Source organism: Paraburkholderia sp. J69-1, from assembly GCF_905220255.1.
In the GTDB taxonomy this organism is placed as follows: Bacteria; Pseudomonadota; Gammaproteobacteria; order Burkholderiales; family Burkholderiaceae; genus Paraburkholderia.
Window position 1 is genome coordinate 249,582 of the sequence record NZ_CAJMZG010000006.1, and the last position, 15,850, is coordinate 265,431.

Below are 15,850 nucleotides of genomic sequence, written 5' to 3' on the forward strand. Positions count from 1 at the left end.
TTTATAGGCGCTTATTACGCTTACGCGCGACCATCGCGCAATTCGCGACGCAAGATCTTGCCGATATTGCTTTTCGGCAAGCCCTCGCGAAACTCGACCATTTTCGGCCGCTTGTAGCCCGTCAGGCGTTCCTTGCACCAGTTGAAAATCTCTGCATCGGTCAGTGCCGGGTCTCGCCGCACCACGAAGATTTTCACGGCCTCGCCCGAGTGACGATCGGGCACGCCCACTGCGGCCACTTCGAACACGCCGGGATGCTGCGCCACCACGTCTTCCACTTCGTTCGGATAGACATTGAAGCCCGAGACCAGAATCATGTCCTTTTTGCGGTCCACGATCTTCACGAGACCGCTTTCGTCCATCACCGCGATATCACCCGATTTGAAGAAGCCGTCGGCGGTCATGACCCTGGCGGTTTCGTCAGGGCGCTGCCAATAGCCTTCCATCACCTGCGGCCCGCGCACGCAAAGCTCGCCCGCGACGCCCATGCCCAGCACGTTGCCGTCGTCGTCGCGAATCGATACGTCCACCGAAGGCAGCGGCAAGCCGATCGTGCCACTCCATGTGGTGGAAACCGGCGAATTGCAGGTCACGCACGCCGAGGTTTCAGTCAGGCCATAGCCTTCGGTGACCGGCACGCCGGTCTTCTCGAACCAGCGCTTCGCCACGGCTTCCTGCACGGCCATACCGCCGCCCACCACGGCAAAGAGCTGCGAAAAGTCGAGCTTGTCGAAGTCGGGATGATCGAGCATCGCGTTATAAAGCGTATTCACGGCGGGGAACATGGTGATGCGATAGCCGCGCAGCGTTTCGATCATGCCGGCCATATCGCGCGGGTTCGGCACAAGTACCGAAAGGCCGCCGGTATGGATGCTCAGCAACCCGCACACCGTCAATGCGAACACGTGATAAAGCGGCAGCGCGGCAACGGTGACGTTCTGCGTGACATCGGGGCGCTTCGCGCGCGCCGGTTCGAGCCACGTTTGCGTCTGCAGCAGATTGGCGATCAGATTCCGATGCAGCAGCACCGCGCCCTTCGATACACCCGTGGTGCCGCCCGTGTACTGCAGAAACGCGATATCGTCCGGGCCTTGCTGCACGGGCCTGAATGGCAGACGTTCACCCAATGCGAGCGCGGTGCTGAAGCGCGTGTGACCGGGCAAATTCCATGCGGGCACCATCTTCTTGACCCGCCGCACCATGAAGTTCACGAGCCAACCCTTCACGCCCAGCAGATCGCCCATGGTTGCGACTACAACGTGTTTGATCGACGTCTGCGGGATTACCGCTTCGAGCGTGGTCGCAAAGTTCTCCAGCAGGACGATGGCTTCGGCGCCGCTATCCTTGAGCTGATGTTCGAGTTCGCGCGGCGTATAAAGCGGATTCACGTTCACGGCCACATAACCCGCACGCAGGATCGCCGCCAGCGCAACCGGGTATTGCAACACATTGGGCATCATGATCGCCACGCGCGCGCCGCGCTCCAGCCCCTTCGATTTCAGCCACGCAGCGAGATTGCGCGAGAACCTGTCGAGTTGCGCATAGCTGATCGATTTGCCCATGCAGGCAAACGCGGGCCGGTCGCCGTATTGACGAAAACTCTCTTCGAATAGCGCGGTAATCGAACGATAACGCGACATGTCGATTTCGGCCGGCACGCCCGCAGGATAGGAATGAAGCCAGGGTTTGTTCATGATGAGGTTCGAAGAAACTAAAAGAATTGGCAGATTGCTTGTGTTGGTTGGCACGCGGCGTCGCTCAGAGCTGCACGCCGCGCAATGCATGGACGATTTCCTGAAGCCGCTGCGGCGTGGCATCGGCGGCGGCGAGCGGTTCGCCCACCGACAAGGTCAGGCGGCTCATAACCCGGCGGCGCAGCGGACGCGGCGTACGCGCCTGCTCGTCGCGTGAAAACACGCTGCCCCACAGACCTTGCAAGGCCATCGGCACGACGGGCGCGGGCACGCGGCGCAGAATCTCCATCACGCCATGCCGAAACGTATTGATTTCGCCATTACGCGTGATCTTGCCTTCGGGAAAAATGCAGACCAGTTCGCCTTGCTCGAGTGCCTGCGCGCAGCGCGTATAAGCCTGTTCAAGCAGCGCAGCATCTTCGTGCGCGGGCGCAACCGGAATCGCCTTGACATGGCGGAACAACCAGCCCACCAGACGCGAACGGAAAATACGATGATCCATGACGAAGCGAATCGGACGCGGGCTTTCCGCCATGATCACGATCGCATCAATAAAACTCACGTGATTGCAGACCAGCACCGCAGCGCCCTCTTGCGGAATGCGTTGCATATCGATTCGATTCACGCGATAGAACGTATGCACCAGCACCCACGCAATAAAACGCAGCATGAATTCCGGCACGAGCGAGTAAATGTACACGGCAATCACAATATTCAACAACCCCGTGATCAGGAAAAGCCCCGGAATACCCACACCTGCAGCGCCCAGCGCCACGCCCATCAACGCAGAAGCAATCATGAACAATGCATTGAGAATATTATTCGCGGCAATGATGCGCGCGCGATGCGTGGCCTTGCTGCGGCTCTGGATCAGCGCATAAAGCGGCACGCTATAAAAGCCGCCAAACATCGCGAGTAGAAAAAGATCGGCAAACACGCGCCAGTGCGTGAATGCGCCCATGAATTCACTGACCGATTGCAGATGCGAGTGCGTCGGCAATGCGTGACTCGCGAAAAACAGGTCGATGGCAAACACACTCATGCCGATCGAACCCAGCGGCACGAGACCGATTTCGATGCGTCCACGCGAAAGACGTTCGCACAGCAGCGAGCCCAACCCGATGCCCGCCGAAAACGTGGCCAGCAACACGGTCACGACATCGGGATTCGCGCTGAGCACCTCTTTCGCGAAGCCAAAAAACGAGGAGAGAAACGTCGCGCCCACAAACCAGAGCCACGAAATACCAAGCAGGCTGAGAAACACCGCGCGATCTTCGCGCGCAATCTTGAGATTGCGCCACGTTTCGTCGAGCGGATTCCAGTTGATGCGCAGATCGGGCTGCGGCGCGGGCGACATCGGCACACGCGAAGAAACGAAACGCCCCACGATCGCCAGCGTCACGCACAGCGCGGCAAGCAGCATCGCGCCATGTGCGCCCGCAGCGGCAGCCGCACCACCGGCGAGCGTGCCCGCGAGAATCGCCACGAATGTGCCCATTTCGACGAGTCCGTTGCCGCCCACCAGTTCCGCATCAGCGAGATGTTGCGGCAGATACGCGTATTTCACCGGCCCGAACAGCGTCGAATGCAGCCCCATGAGGAAGGTGCAGAGATAAAGCAGCGCGGCGCTATGCAACATGAAACCCGCGCCACCAATCAACATGGCGACGATCTCGAAGCTCTTCACGAAACGCGTCAACGCTGCTTTGTCGAAGCGATCCGCAATCTGCCCGGAGGTTGCCGAAAACAGCACGAAAGGCAGCACGAACAGCGCGGGAATGACAAAGGCGGCTGTCTTCGCATCGACGCCCGCGAAGCTGGACGCTTCGTAGGTCACCAGCGACGTGAAGCCGATCTTGAAGGCGTTGTCGTTGAGCGCGCCCAGGAATTGGGTCCAGAAGAACGGCGCGAAGCGGCGCTCGCGCAGCAGGGCGAATTGCGAAGGTTCGTCACGGTGTTCGCGGCTTGCTTTAGAGGTCATGGGTGACTCGTGTGCTTCCAGAGAGGTCGATCGTGAACGCGCGGTGCAGCTTGCCACCGAAAGGCGCGTCCGGACAGGAGACGAAGCGAGTATGCCGACCAGGATCAAATGGCGCTCACATACGTGGTAGAGTCGCCTTCAATATCACCACGAGTATCAATTTTTAATACTTTACGATGAGTGAAACGACCCAACTCGTTGAGACGCTGAAGCGCCAGTTACGCGCGCGACGCCTGACCTATCGCGACGTCGCCCACGCGCTGCGCGTGTCCGAGCCCAGTGTGAAACGGCTCTTTTCGAAGGGGCGCTTCACGCTCGACCGGCTCGAGGAAATCTGCGGGCTGCTCGGTTTCACGCTGGCCGAACTGGTACAGGAGGCGGCCGCAACGGTGCCGCAACTGCGCATCCTCACGCAGGCGCAGGAAGCGCAACTGGTGTCGAACGAACGCCTGTTGCTGGTCACGGTTTGCGCGCTCAACCACTGGGCCGTGGACGATATCGTCGCGACTTACCGGCTCACGCGCGCGGAATGTCTGAAGCTGCTGCTCGCGCTCGATCGCATGGGCCTGATTGCACTCCTGCCCGGCGATCGCATTCGCCTGATGGTGGCGCGTGACTTCGACTGGATTCCGGGCGGCCCGATCCGGCAATATTTCAAGGCGCGCGGCCTTGGGGATTTTCTCGAAGATAGTTTTGGCGGCGCGGGCGAATCGCTGGAATTCACCCAGGGCATGTTGACCGAGGCGGCACGTGCGGAACTGTCGGTGGAATTGCGGCGGCTGCGCAGTAAGTTCGCGGCGCTGCATGACGAATCGGCATCGGCGCCGTTGACGCACCGGCGGGGTACGGGCCTGCTCATTGGCACGCGCGAATGGGAGCCGCGCATGTTTGCGGAATTAAGACGTGTAGCGGATTAGTGGCGTGCGCCAGATCCGTAACCCGTCATTCCGCATCGGGAAATATGATTCAGATGCCGAATCATCTAATCGTATGAATCTGAAAATCGAACGATATTTCGGCCGGATCGAAACCGATCCGGCCGCCAGAGCGCAACGCGCTGGTTTTCAGCCATCCACAGGATTCAACGGCGTTTCCAGCAGCAACTGGTAAAACGCCAGATCGAGCCAGCGGCCAAACTTGAAACCCACTTCCGGCAGCGTGCCAACGTGCCTGTAGCCCAGCCGCTCATGCAGCGCGATACTGCCGGCGTTGGTTGCGTCGATGGCGCCCATCAAGGCGTGCACGCCGTTCTCGCGCGCGGCGTTGGCAATCGCTTCCATGATCACGCGGCCCAGACCCTTGCCGCGATGATCCTTATGCACGTACACCGAATGCTCGACCGTGTATTTGAAAGCGGGAAACGCGCGGAACGTGCCGTAGCTGCCAAACGCGAGCAGCGTGCCTTGCGCATCTTCCACACCGATCACCGGGAAATTGCCCGCGCGCTTCGTATTGAACCAGGTGACCATGCTTTGCGCGTCGCGCGGCTTGTAGTCGTACAGCGCAGTCGAATTGACGATCGCGTCGTTCAGGATCGCCAGAATCGCATCGGCATGGCGTTCATGGGTGCATTGCACGATGGTGTGATCGCTCATTTCGTTGTCCTTTGTGTCATTGAAACTGTGGTCAACGCCACGGCATAGCGCGCGTGCTTGCGACCCGGGTTGCGAAAAACAAGTTGCTGGTCGAGCACCATGGCGAGGCAATCGCCGGCTTTCAGGTGCCATTCCTGCTCGCCCACGCTGATGGCCATTTCCCCTTCCAGCATCCAGACCTGCTGATGCGTGACCACATGGCGCGCAACGTTGTGAAAGCTCACGCTCTCGCCAGGCGGAAAACGCACTTCCACCAGTTCGAGCGGCGACTCAAAACCCACGGGCGACAGGTGCCTGCGCTGATAACCAGTGGCGGGGTCCGTCCATGTGGGCTGATCCGCGTGGCGCGCGAGCGGTTCTTCGGCAACGCCTTCCGGTTCGTCGGCAAACAGCGCGGCCATGGTGACGCCCAGGGCGTCGGCCAGCTTGCTGAGCACAACCGCCGTAGGGCTGATTTCCTGGCGCTCGATCAGCGAGATCGTCGAACGGCTGACGCCACTCGCTTCCGCCAGTTCATCCAGAGTATGGCCACGCCCCTTGCGCAGATCGCGCACGCGTTTGGCAAGCAGGGCTTCGACATTCATGAATCCAGTATAATGGATTTTTATTCCATTGCAATGGAAATTGTGTTTCGCGGCGGGCGTCGAGCGCTTCCGGCAAGGCCTCGGCGCGATGGCGCCCGCGTGTTGCCGCGCTTTCCCGGTATGATCGGCTGGCACGCTGAGACATTCATCGAGGACAAAGGGCATGATTCAATCGATTCGTAGAGGCGGCCGTAGCGCGCGCCTGGCAATGCGGCGCACCTTTGCGATCGCGACGGCGCTGGCCGGCAGCGCAGTGCTTTCTTTGGCGCACGCCCAGACGCCGGTGCCAGCGGCGCTGCAGCCTGCCGGCGTGACCCACGTGGTAGCCTCGCTCGCGGCAACGGGCGTGCAGATCTACGTGTGCAAGCGCGATGCCGCCAATCAACTAACGTGGACCTTTCAGGCGCCGCAAGCCGATCTCTACGACGCCTACGGCCAACTCGTCGTCAGGCATGGCGCGGGGCCGTCGTGGGAAGCGCCTGATGGCAGCCGGATCACGGGCAAACTGCTGCAGCACGCCGCTAATCCCGAAGACAGCGCGGCGATCCCGATGCTCCTCCTCTCGGCCACCAATGCGGGCGGCGCGGGCCTCCTGAGCACCGTGCGCTACGTGCAGCGGCTTGCCACGCACGGCGGTGCGGCACCTGCACACGCCTGCGTGCGCGAGGGCGAGGAAGGACGAAGCCCTTATCTCGCGGAGTATGTGTTTCTCGAATGAATGTGCTGTGAGCGCATGTGTATAGGCGCTCACGGCGCAACGGTATCCGACCTTCATGGGAAAACATGCTGCCAACTACGAACCGGTTGCCGACGCCAAGCGGATGCGGCGTGCAAAGGCAGATGCACAGATCGTCGCTCAATGCAGCTTGCCGCCCATCCGGTCCTGTGGAAATGCGCTAGCGTTCGCAGCGCATAGACGCCGACTATTCAGTAGTTATCCGAACTTCCTCCACCGCTACATCCGATGAAGTACGAGACTCATCCACCTTCGTCACAAGTGTTCCCGTCGCTAGCGTCTGTTGACGAAAACGACCTGCTTCAGCAATCCGCATCTCGCCAGCTACCGACCGCCTGTATTTACGATGCTTTCCATGCCCAACGCGCTGCGCGCGATAGATGCCGGCGTGACCGGAAAACAGAAAGGCAGTCACGCAACCGATTGCAGCAAGCGGGCCAATATCAGCGCCAAAGAGTTCGATGGCCATGATCGTAGTGGCGATCGGCGTATTGGCGGCGCCGGAGAACACCGCGACGAAACCGATCGCGGCCATCATGGCAAACGGCATATGCAGCAGCGGCGCAAGCGCATTACCGAGCGTGGCTCCAATATAGAAAAGCGGCGTCACTTCGCCACCCTTAAACCCCGTCCCAAGCGACGCAACGGTAAAGCCGAATTTGCCCAGAAAGTCCCATGGCTGCATCGGCTGTTGAAACGAGCGAACGATGTCCGGAATACCCAGGCCGATGTAGTGCCAGGCATCAAACGTCCACACCGCAATGGCAATCAAGATCCCGCCGATCAACGGGCGCAATGGCGGATAAGTGACTTTGCTCTTCACGAACGCGCCCAGTTTGTGCGCGCTGGTCGCGAACGCCATGCCGGTCAGACCGAACAGAATGCCCGCGATAACAACGGCGGCAATACTCCAGGCACCGATGGGTGCAATCGTGCCGACAACGTATTGAACATGATGAACGCCCCACGCGAGGCAAACCTTATCGGCAACGATGCCAGCGACGATGCAGGGAAAAAGCGCGTCATAACGCATGCGCCCGATGGCGAGCACTTCAAGCCCAAAAATCGCGCCGGCCAGCGGGGTGCCGAATACCGACGCAAACCCCGCACTCATACCGATCATAAGCAGAGTTCTGCGGTCCTCATGTTCGAGGCGAAACGCGTGAGTGAGTTGATCCGCAAGCGCGCCGCCCATCTGGACGGCAGTACCCTCACGTCCGACCGAAGCGCCGAATAGATGCGAGACGATCGTGCCGCCCAGCACGAGCGGCACCATGCGCAGCGGCACAACCTTCTTCGGGTCGTGTATTTCGTCGATGAGCAGGTTGTTACCCGCATCGACTGGCTTGCCCAGCTTGTGATAGAGCCAGCCCACACCGAATCCCGCAACGGGAAGCAGCCAGATGGCCCAACGATGGGCCTCGCGCCACGCAGTCGCATGATCGAGGGCGACAAGAAAAAATGCCGACGCGCTGCCCGCGAGCGCCGCAACAAGGCAAGCAATCAGCAACCACTTGCCGAAAAACGGCAGCAGTTCAAGTTGTTCAAAACGAGGGAATTTGTGCATTGGTCAATAAGCCGATGTTCCAGGGCCTGACCAACGGGAAGATGTGGACGCGAGCGCCTACAGCCCCAACGAAAGTCAGGTAACTGTAGGCGTCATTAACCGCGAGTTGAGCGCGGTGGTTAAAGGAGGAACGCCATCTCCTGTAGCAGGAATATACAGGAACGCGTTGAAGCGAACAACCGTTGGTAACGTGCCAAACGCGTTCCAGTTCATCCGCGTTACTCGGGCCGGCCACGGATCAGTGCTATCTGCCTATCACTCGCCGGCGAATTTTGGCGACATCGGGCATCACACTCATGGCAGTATAAGATGTGGCATTTTTGTGACGATGCGCGAGCACTCATCGAACCCGAGGTGATGCCCTATGTTCGGCCGATTCATGCCTGGAGCAGGCAATTTCTTCGAACTCTTCAATGCTCACGCCCGCTATATCGTGGATGGCAGCCGTGCGCTCGAAAAACTCATTGAGAATATCGAGGACGCCGAGCATCACCGGCGTAACGTCAAGGTCATCGAGAAATCCGCAGACAAGCTCACCAGCGACTGCAACGATCTGCTGCACAAGACGTTCATCACCCCGCTCCATCGCGACCAGATCCAGCAACTCATCAACACGATGGACGACATCATCGATGTCATCGAAGACGTCGCGAACACCATTACGCTCTATGACGTAACAGCGCTGCCCAACGATGCAATCGAATTCGCGCGTCTGAGTACACGAACCGCCATTCAGGTTCAGCAGGCAGTCAGCATGCTTTCCGACATGAAACAGGCAGAACAGATCCTGCAATGCTGCAAGCAAATCGACGAGCTTGAATCGGATGTCGACAGATTGCTGCGTATTGCGATCTCGCGACTCTTTCGTGAAGAAGAGGACGTCAAGACGCTGATCAAGCTGAAGAGCGTCTACGAACTGCTTGAAACCATCACCGACAAATGCGAGGACGCCGCCATGATCATCGAGGGCATCGTATTGGAAAACGCCTGAGCGAGCGATCTTGGGAGCCGGCGCAATGGCATGGTGGATTGCAACCCGGCTGATTTGATACGCGAAACCCAGCCCGCAATATTCTCGAATAATCGCCCAATCTATGTGACACTGTTGTCACACTCAGGCGCTGTTCCAGGAGCATTCCAGCAACAGGTTGCATGAACCATGATGTGACGGTCGACTATCGTGTTGATCCTTCTGAATCTCCTCTCCGGTGTGTCGCTCCTGGTATGGGGCACACACATCGTGCGTACCGGCATTCTGCGCGTGTTCGGCGCAGACCTTCGCGCGATTCTGGGCCGCAGCACCGGTAGCCGGCTCAAGGCCTTTCTCGCCGGCGTTGGCGTCACGAGCCTCGTTCAAAGCAGTAACGCCACGGCGGTCATCATCACGTCGTTTGCCGCGCAAGGCATGGTCTCGCTCGCCAGCGGACTGACGATCATGCTGGGCGCCGATGTCGGCACCGCACTCATGGCGCGGGTGCTGACGCTCGATCTGTCCTGGCTTTCTCCGCTGCTGATACTCGCGGGTGTACCGCTTTTCCTCACGCGCAAGCAGACACGCGCAGGGCAAACGGGGCGAGCGATTATCGGGCTCGGCTTGATCCTGCTCGCACTCCATCTGATCGTAGAGGCCGCACAACCCATGATGCAGGGCGCGGGTGTGCGCGTGATGTTCAGCGCCCTGACCGGCGACACTGTGCTCGATGCGCTGGTCGGCGCCGCCTTCGCGATGCTCTCGTATTCGAGCCTCGCTGCCGTTCTTTTAACGGCGACGCTTGCCTCTTCAGGCGTCATTTCGCTGAAGGTCGCGTTGTGCCTCGTGGTTGGTGCGAACCTGGGAAGCGGACTGCTTGCGCTAATGAGTGCCCTGCCGCAGAACGCCGCGGCCCGTCGCCTGTCTGCAGGAAGCTTTGCGTTCAAACTGATCGGCGCGCTGATCATCCTGCCGTTCGCTTCGCTGCTCGCCAAAGTGCTGCCCGTGCTGATTGCGAATCCGCGTGAGGCAGTGGTCGGGTTCCATCTCATCTACAACACGGTGCGCTGTTGCGCGTGTCTCACGGTGGTCGACCGGGTCGCTGCCATCAGCCGCAGATTATTGCCCGACCGTCCTCAGACGAGCGGCGAACTTCGTCCGTTGCATCTCGATCCTGCCGGGCTCGTCACGCCGGGACTTGCCCTTGCGAATGCCTCGCGGGAAGTGCTCCGCATTGGCGACATCGTCAGCGTGATGCTGGACAATGTGTCCGAACTGCTCCGCCGCAATGATCTTGCCGTCGCCCGCGAAACCATGCGGATGGACGATGACGTCGACCAGCTCTACGCCGAAGTCAAAAACTATCTGACGCTGATCTCACGTGAGCAACTCGACGAAGCCGAGAGCCGCCGCTGGACCGATATCATTTCGCTCACCATCAATCTCGAGCATGCGGGCGACATCATCGAACGCATTGTCAGCGATATCGAAGAGAAGAAGATCTCGCAGCGGCTTGCCTTTTCCGAGCAGGGTCTGGGCGAACTCGACGATCTGCATGCGCGCCTCGTGAGCAATCTCCGTCTCGGGCTGTCGGTGTTTCTCAACAACGATCTACGCTGCGCCGAGCAGCTTCTCGCCGAAAAAGAACGGTTTCGGGATCTGGAGCGCGTCTATTCCCACAAGCATCTGGACCGGCTTGCGGGACAGGCACTGCGTAGCGTGGAAACGAGTGCCTTGCACCTGGATCTGATCAGCAATATGAAAAGGCTGAATTCACTCTTTTGCTCGACGGCCTACCCGGTACTCGACGCGGCAGGCGCACTTCACGAGACCCGGCTTCGCAAGCGTTCGCTAGACAGCCTGCATCAGAAGGAATGATCGGATTCGCAATGCCTCGGGCGATCAGGAAAAACCCTGCAATGCAGGCGTTTCAGTTGCCACGCGTACAGACCACCGGCAAAGACCGGCCCATCTTCCCCGCGCGAAATCGGCGGTGAGGTTCCGCGCGATGTCCCCTGCCACGCAGACGTAGCGATGCCGGCCGCCAGTCTGCCGACTCGCGTTGCGATCGATCGACATCCGGCACGAAGCCTGAGTCAGGGGCATCGCCCGTCGCAGGTCGCGCCGGCAATAGCGTTCTGGTTGCCAATACAACGAAAAAATCGATCCAACTGGTTCGCATCTGTGCCCCACCCGGTTCATCCATCGTGCGCGCGTCGTTGCGTTTCCGACTGATGAAAAAAAACGCCCCGAAGCGCGCATCGGGAATGCTTCCCTGTGCCCACGCTTCGAGACGCCGTTGTCTCGCCTTCCCGTTCCCCGCCGATGGCAGGATGCGACTTCTGGCCTTCGTTGACCAGCCGCCGATACTACAACGCCATCGCTCTAACAAAACCGTCGCTCACAGTAACTGCGCCATTATTCCTCGTCCAGTACATTTTCCGCTTGCTGCTCCCATCGGCATGGAAGCAAGCTTGGGGCGTTCGAGTCGCGCAGGCAAATGCCTGTCACTGAGCGTTGAATATCGGCGTCGTGTGCCTGCCTGGCCAACGGCTGCCGTACTTCAACCGCGAGTTTGACCTGACCGGCCGACGACAAAACCGCAGCGACAACTGGCGCGTCTCCGGCTACTTCACGGCGAGGCGAATCCATGTGGATGCCGATTTTGGCGGAATAGCCCTGGTAAAAGGCGGCAGGAAACGCTGCGCTAATGTCGCCAATAAAATATGCTAGCTGCGTGAAACGAACGACGCGAAACGCTGGTTCGCAAGCTTAATCATTGGCGTCGAACCCATTCAAAGCGCAAGTAATCCCCAGAAGAATGCAAAAGAAGGAGGCGGAGAGCACTAAACACGAAAGGCAATTGGACACAGGAGAAACACACTGCCTTTCATGATTCCTGGTCACCCGGCCATCGAACAAATACCTAAAGGAACTGACGGATAACGTGCGGGAGCGTCGTGCATCGGGCAGGGAATCTGCGGGGAATGTCTTGCATAGAGCCGATGTCGGGGAAGTGGGTTTGGCGCTGCTGTATCCGCACGCTGCTTGCCGTTAGCGCCGAACATGCGAGTCACTCGTGAAACGCGACAATAATATTTCCTCACTCGGCAAGCGCGCAAGAACGTGCGATATCATTGCGCCATCGACGATTGCACCGTTTACACCGCTGTCGTCCAGCGGCGCACTATCGATATTCCACGAACCCTGGTGGCTCGACATCGCCACGCAAGGGAACTGGAAACTCGCAACAGTCAATCGCAACAATCAGATCATCGGGGAAATGCCTTATACGCCGACGCGTCAGCATCTGTGGCGCGTGGCGCATCTTCCGCCGCTCACGCGCACGCTCGGCCCCGTGATCAAACCGGTGACAGGTAGCGACGCGTGCCAACGGCATCATCGTCACGATGTCACGGCGAAACTGATCGAGCAGCTTCCCGATTGCGACAGCTTTTTTCAGGTATTCGATCCGCGTATCGACGATGCGATTGCCTTTGCGCTCAAGGGCTTTTCGGTCTCGGCGCGCTACACGTTCCAGATCGATGCAAACAGCTCGACAGACGATGCGTGGGCGAGTCTCGACACCAAGACCCGCAATGTGATTCGCGGCGCCCAACGCAGTCTCACAGTCGCGCCGATAGAAACTCCGCGCGAATTCATTCAGTTTTACGAAGCCAATCTGGCTTCCCGTTCGCGCACCAATGCTTATTCGTCGGAGGTCATGCGCCAGCTTGTCAAAGCGTTCGTCGAGCGCAAGGCAGGCACCCTGCTCGGCGTGTACGAAACGGGCGGCAGGCTGGTCGCGGCCATTGGCCTGGTGTGGGACCGTCACGCGACGTATTATCTGTTGACATCGCGGGTGCAAGACGCACATTGCGGCTCGATCAGCCTGTTGCTCTGGACCGGCATCCAGCGCGCGCTGGAGAGCAAGCTCACATTTGATTTCGACGGCTTCGCGAGCCCTTCGACGTTTCACTTCCTCAGCGCTTTCGGCGCCACGCTGCGCCAGCGCCTGGCCGTCGAGCGGCTTGGCACGGGTTACTCGTTAGCGCGCGCGGTCAAACGACGGATTGCGCCGAGCAAGGAGTTTGCGCCCACGCTCTGAACTCCGTGTTAAAGGAAGGACTGGGCCCACAACAGAGTCATTCCTTTTATCAGGCGCTGCAAGTCGGTTCCCGGCAAGGTTGAATCGACACTCGACCTTGCGCCTTTGACTGTTGAAAAGCTCACCTTCGCTGATCGAGAGATTGAAGCAATTCGAATCCTTCAGGCCAGCCGCCCAGATTGCTATTCGCATTGAGATGGCCTTTTTCTCCAACGTCGACGAATCGACTTCCCCACGCAGCAGCGCAACGACGCGCAAGATCCAAACTTCCATAGGGATCGTTGGAACTGGACACGACGATAGTGGGAAACGACAGCCGTTCCAGTGGTAGCGGCAAAAATCCGGTTGCATCCGCAACGGGAAAGGCGTGTGCCGTGGGATCGGGCACAGCGACAAGCAGAGCACCGCGAATCCGCCGAAAATGGCGAGACGCCCAATGCGCGACCGCCAGGCATCCAAGGCTGTGTGCAACGATGACAGGCTCTTCTGCGCTTTGCGCAAGTTGTCGATCGATTGCAGTCACCCACTCGCTACACGCAACCCGATCCCAATCTTCGACAGCAAGTCGCCGCCACTCGGGATGCTGCGTTTCCCAGATACTTTGCCAATGAGATGGCCCGGAATTGCCAATCCCTGGAACAATAAAAACAGCGTCGTCCATCTGCCAGATCTCCGTGGTGAATGAACATCCAGTGTAAAAGCGCACGGATTCTGGCAACATCCCAGATCAAATGAATTGACGGCTAAAAGCCGTCAAAGATAACGAATTTGGCGGGGTGCACAAATGAAACCTAAGCAGGTAACGTTGGACCGGCTCGACTGGCGGATATTGGAGGCTCTCCAGAGTAACGCGCGAATCAGCAATACCGAACTCGGCAAGCAGATCGGACTTTCGCAGCCGGCCGTTACCGCGCGTATCAAAAGACTGGAGGCACACGGCGTCATCGAGGGCTACGCGGCCCGGATCAACCCAGGCCTCGTGGGCCGTGGTATTGCGGCCATCGTCCGGATTCGCACGACTCATGCGCAGATCAAGCATTGCCTGAGCGCTTTCGAAGCCTCGCCGGAAATCGTCGAGGCGCATCGCATCACTGGCGAAGACTGCTTCGTGGTGCGCATTGTGGTCGAGGATATGGCGCAGCTCGAAGCTGCGATCGACTCACTGGCGAAATTTGGGCCGGTAACGACCAGCGTGGTGCTGGCGAGTTATCCACCGAAAGTAATCCGAGGGTCGTAGCTTTGAGGGGCCGGCTTGTAGCGAGGCCCCTTGCGCGCTATCTGAGCGTTCCTGCGTTCGCGACTTTGCGGCCAACGTTGAAATCAATGAGCCAGCCACAAAAAAGAGTCACGAATATTTGCCCTGGCTTCAGGACGCGCTTTGCGAATCGCCATCAACGGGAATCAATTGCCCGGAAATGGAACGTCCGGCATCGGATGCCAGAAAGACAGCGAGCGCCCCGATCTCCGCCGGATTCACGAAATGTTTGATCGACTGATTGGCGAGCGCAGCCGCCTCTTCCTGCGCGACTGTGCGGCCGTTTGCCGACGCACGACCCGCGAGCACCTGCTGGATACGTGGCCCCTCCACGGCGCCTGGCAAGATCGCGTTGACGCGTATGCCGAATTCACCCAGTTCCCGCGACAAGGTTTTGGTGAAACCAATGAGGCCCCACTTGGTGGTGGCGTAAGGACTGCGATTCGGATAACCGAAGCGGCCCGCCAGCGATGACATGATCAAAATGACGCCCGCGCGCGATTGCTTCAGGTACGGAATGGCGTGTTGCGTCACCGTGAACGTGCCGGTCAGATTCAAACGCAGTACAGCTTCCCAGGCGTCCGGGTCCATGTCCGCGACGCTCGCGGTCGGTCCCGCAATGCCCGCGTTATTGATCAGGACGTCCAGGCCGCCCAGGGCGGACGCCGCGTCGGCGACCATACGCGACGCCGACGCGCGATCGGCGATGTCGCACACCGATGTCGTGAGGCCCGGCAATTGCGCCTGCATCTGCTGCAGTGCAGCTTCGTCGATATCGCAGATGTGAACGCTCGCGCCTGCCGCTACGAAAGCTTCGGTGATCGCGCGCCCGATTCCGCCGGCGCCGGCGGTGACAAGCACGCGCAGTCCTGTCGATGTGGTCATGAAACCCTCCTTTCCAGTTCGATCATGATCGCCGCTCAATCGCACGCGGCGCGGATGAATTCAGGCACACCGACGGCCTTGAGCCGTCCATCGTCCTGCTTGATGCACAGGGCGCGAGTCGCGCTACCCTCGCAGATCAGCGTATCGTTGCGCATGATGCGATGGCTTTGAATGAACACTTTGCCCCGCCATTCCTCGACGCGCGTATGCACGGCCAGACGTTCGCCGTAAGTCGCAGACGTGTGAAAGCGCGTGTGAATCTCCAGCAGCGGCGCACCGATGCAATTCGGCAGCGCTTGCATTTCACGCCATGGCGGCAGGCCGCACTGTATAAAATAATCGTGCGACGCGGCGTCCATCCAGCGCGAAAAGTTCGGAAAAAACACGATGCCCGCCGGGTCGCAATCGCCGAATTGCACGTCGATACGATAGATAGTCACTTTACTCACGAATCCATGCTCCTGATTCCAGTCCA

Annotated in this window: 15 protein-coding genes and 1 riboswitch; of the genes, 7 read left to right on the forward strand and 8 right to left on the reverse strand. The window is 59.3% G+C overall.

The window, feature by feature from the left end:
• Positions 1–20: 20 nt before the first annotated feature.
• Entirely contained in the window at positions 21–1,694 is a 1,674-nt protein-coding gene (locus tag U5A67_RS13245) for a long-chain-fatty-acid--CoA ligase (protein WP_321814794.1), read from the reverse strand.
• Between the two features lie 64 nt (positions 1,695–1,758).
• Entirely contained in the window at positions 1,759–3,675 is a 1,917-nt protein-coding gene (locus U5A67_RS13250; protein WP_321814793.1) for an MFS transporter, read from the reverse strand.
• A gap of 176 nt (positions 3,676–3,851) precedes the next feature.
• Between U5A67_RS13250 and U5A67_RS13255 the strand changes: the two genes are divergently transcribed.
• Entirely contained in the window at positions 3,852–4,592 is a 741-nt protein-coding gene (locus tag U5A67_RS13255) for a helix-turn-helix domain-containing protein (protein ID WP_205986707.1), read from the forward strand.
• 147 nt (positions 4,593–4,739) lie between these two features.
• Here the strand turns inward: U5A67_RS13255 and U5A67_RS13260 are convergent, their stop codons facing one another.
• Together U5A67_RS13260 and U5A67_RS13265 are read right to left on the reverse strand one after the other, a co-directional pair.
• Positions 4,740–5,270, reverse strand: coding sequence for a GNAT family N-acetyltransferase (locus tag U5A67_RS13260; protein ID WP_205986708.1), 531 nt, complete (start codon positions 5,268–5,270; stop codon positions 4,740–4,742).
• A complete protein-coding gene (locus U5A67_RS13265; RefSeq protein ID WP_205986747.1) occupies positions 5,267–5,854 on the reverse strand; it encodes a helix-turn-helix domain-containing protein in 588 nt (195 codons plus the stop codon). The genes U5A67_RS13260 and U5A67_RS13265 overlap by 4 nt, the downstream gene beginning before the upstream one ends.
• Positions 5,855–6,017: 163 nt before the next feature.
• On the opposite strand from U5A67_RS13265, the gene U5A67_RS13270 reads away from it, so the two are divergent.
• Complete coding sequence (locus tag U5A67_RS13270) at positions 6,018–6,572, forward strand: DUF3455 domain-containing protein (RefSeq protein ID WP_321814792.1); 555 nt, start codon at positions 6,018–6,020, stop codon at positions 6,570–6,572.
• Between the two features lie 205 nt (positions 6,573–6,777).
• Here the strand turns inward: U5A67_RS13270 and U5A67_RS13275 are convergent, their stop codons facing one another.
• A complete protein-coding gene (locus tag U5A67_RS13275) occupies positions 6,778–8,157 on the reverse strand; it encodes a voltage-gated chloride channel family protein (protein ID WP_321814791.1) in 1,380 nt (459 codons plus the stop codon).
• A 79-nt stretch (positions 8,158–8,236) separates the two neighbouring features.
• Positions 8,237–8,307, reverse strand: a riboswitch (Fluoride riboswitch).
• A gap of 214 nt (positions 8,308–8,521) precedes the next feature.
• On the opposite strand from U5A67_RS13275, the gene U5A67_RS13280 reads away from it, so the two are divergent.
• The 4 genes from U5A67_RS13280 (at position 8,522) to U5A67_RS13295 (ending at position 13,235) form a co-directional block, all read left to right on the forward strand.
• Positions 8,522–9,148 carry a DUF47 domain-containing protein gene (locus U5A67_RS13280; RefSeq protein ID WP_321814790.1) on the forward strand — a complete coding sequence of 209 codons (627 nt, stop codon included), beginning with the start codon at positions 8,522–8,524 and terminating at the stop codon, positions 9,146–9,148.
• Between the two features lie 189 nt (positions 9,149–9,337).
• Positions 9,338–11,005 (forward strand): Na/Pi cotransporter family protein, encoded by a 1,668-nt coding sequence (locus tag U5A67_RS13285; RefSeq protein WP_321814789.1) that lies wholly within the window; start codon positions 9,338–9,340, stop codon positions 11,003–11,005.
• 639 nt (positions 11,006–11,644) lie between these two features.
• Positions 11,645–11,860, forward strand: coding sequence for a hypothetical protein (locus U5A67_RS13290; RefSeq protein ID WP_321959707.1), 216 nt, complete (start codon positions 11,645–11,647; stop codon positions 11,858–11,860).
• A 346-nt stretch (positions 11,861–12,206) separates the two neighbouring features.
• Positions 12,207–13,235, forward strand: a complete 1,029-nt coding sequence (locus U5A67_RS13295) for a GNAT family N-acetyltransferase (protein ID WP_321814788.1) — start codon at positions 12,207–12,209, stop codon at positions 13,233–13,235.
• Positions 13,236–13,356: 121 nt separating this feature from the next.
• On the opposite strand, the gene U5A67_RS13300 is transcribed toward U5A67_RS13295, so the two are convergent.
• Entirely contained in the window at positions 13,357–13,896 is a 540-nt protein-coding gene (locus U5A67_RS13300; RefSeq protein ID WP_321814787.1) for an RBBP9/YdeN family alpha/beta hydrolase, read from the reverse strand.
• Positions 13,897–14,019: 123 nt separating this feature from the next.
• Here U5A67_RS13300 and U5A67_RS13305 point away from each other — a divergent pair, with 123 nt between their 5' ends.
• Positions 14,020–14,472 (forward strand): Lrp/AsnC family transcriptional regulator, encoded by a 453-nt coding sequence (locus tag U5A67_RS13305; RefSeq protein ID WP_321814786.1) that lies wholly within the window; start codon positions 14,020–14,022, stop codon positions 14,470–14,472.
• A 129-nt stretch (positions 14,473–14,601) separates the two neighbouring features.
• Here U5A67_RS13305 and U5A67_RS13310 read toward each other — a convergent pair whose 3' ends face one another.
• Positions 14,602–15,375: an SDR family oxidoreductase gene (locus U5A67_RS13310; protein WP_321814785.1), complete on the reverse strand. Its 774-nt coding sequence runs from the start codon at positions 15,373–15,375 to the stop codon at positions 14,602–14,604.
• A gap of 35 nt (positions 15,376–15,410) precedes the next feature.
• Positions 15,411–15,824, reverse strand: a complete 414-nt coding sequence (locus U5A67_RS13315) for a thioesterase family protein (protein ID WP_321814784.1) — start codon at positions 15,822–15,824, stop codon at positions 15,411–15,413.
• Positions 15,825–15,850 lie beyond the last annotated feature (26 nt).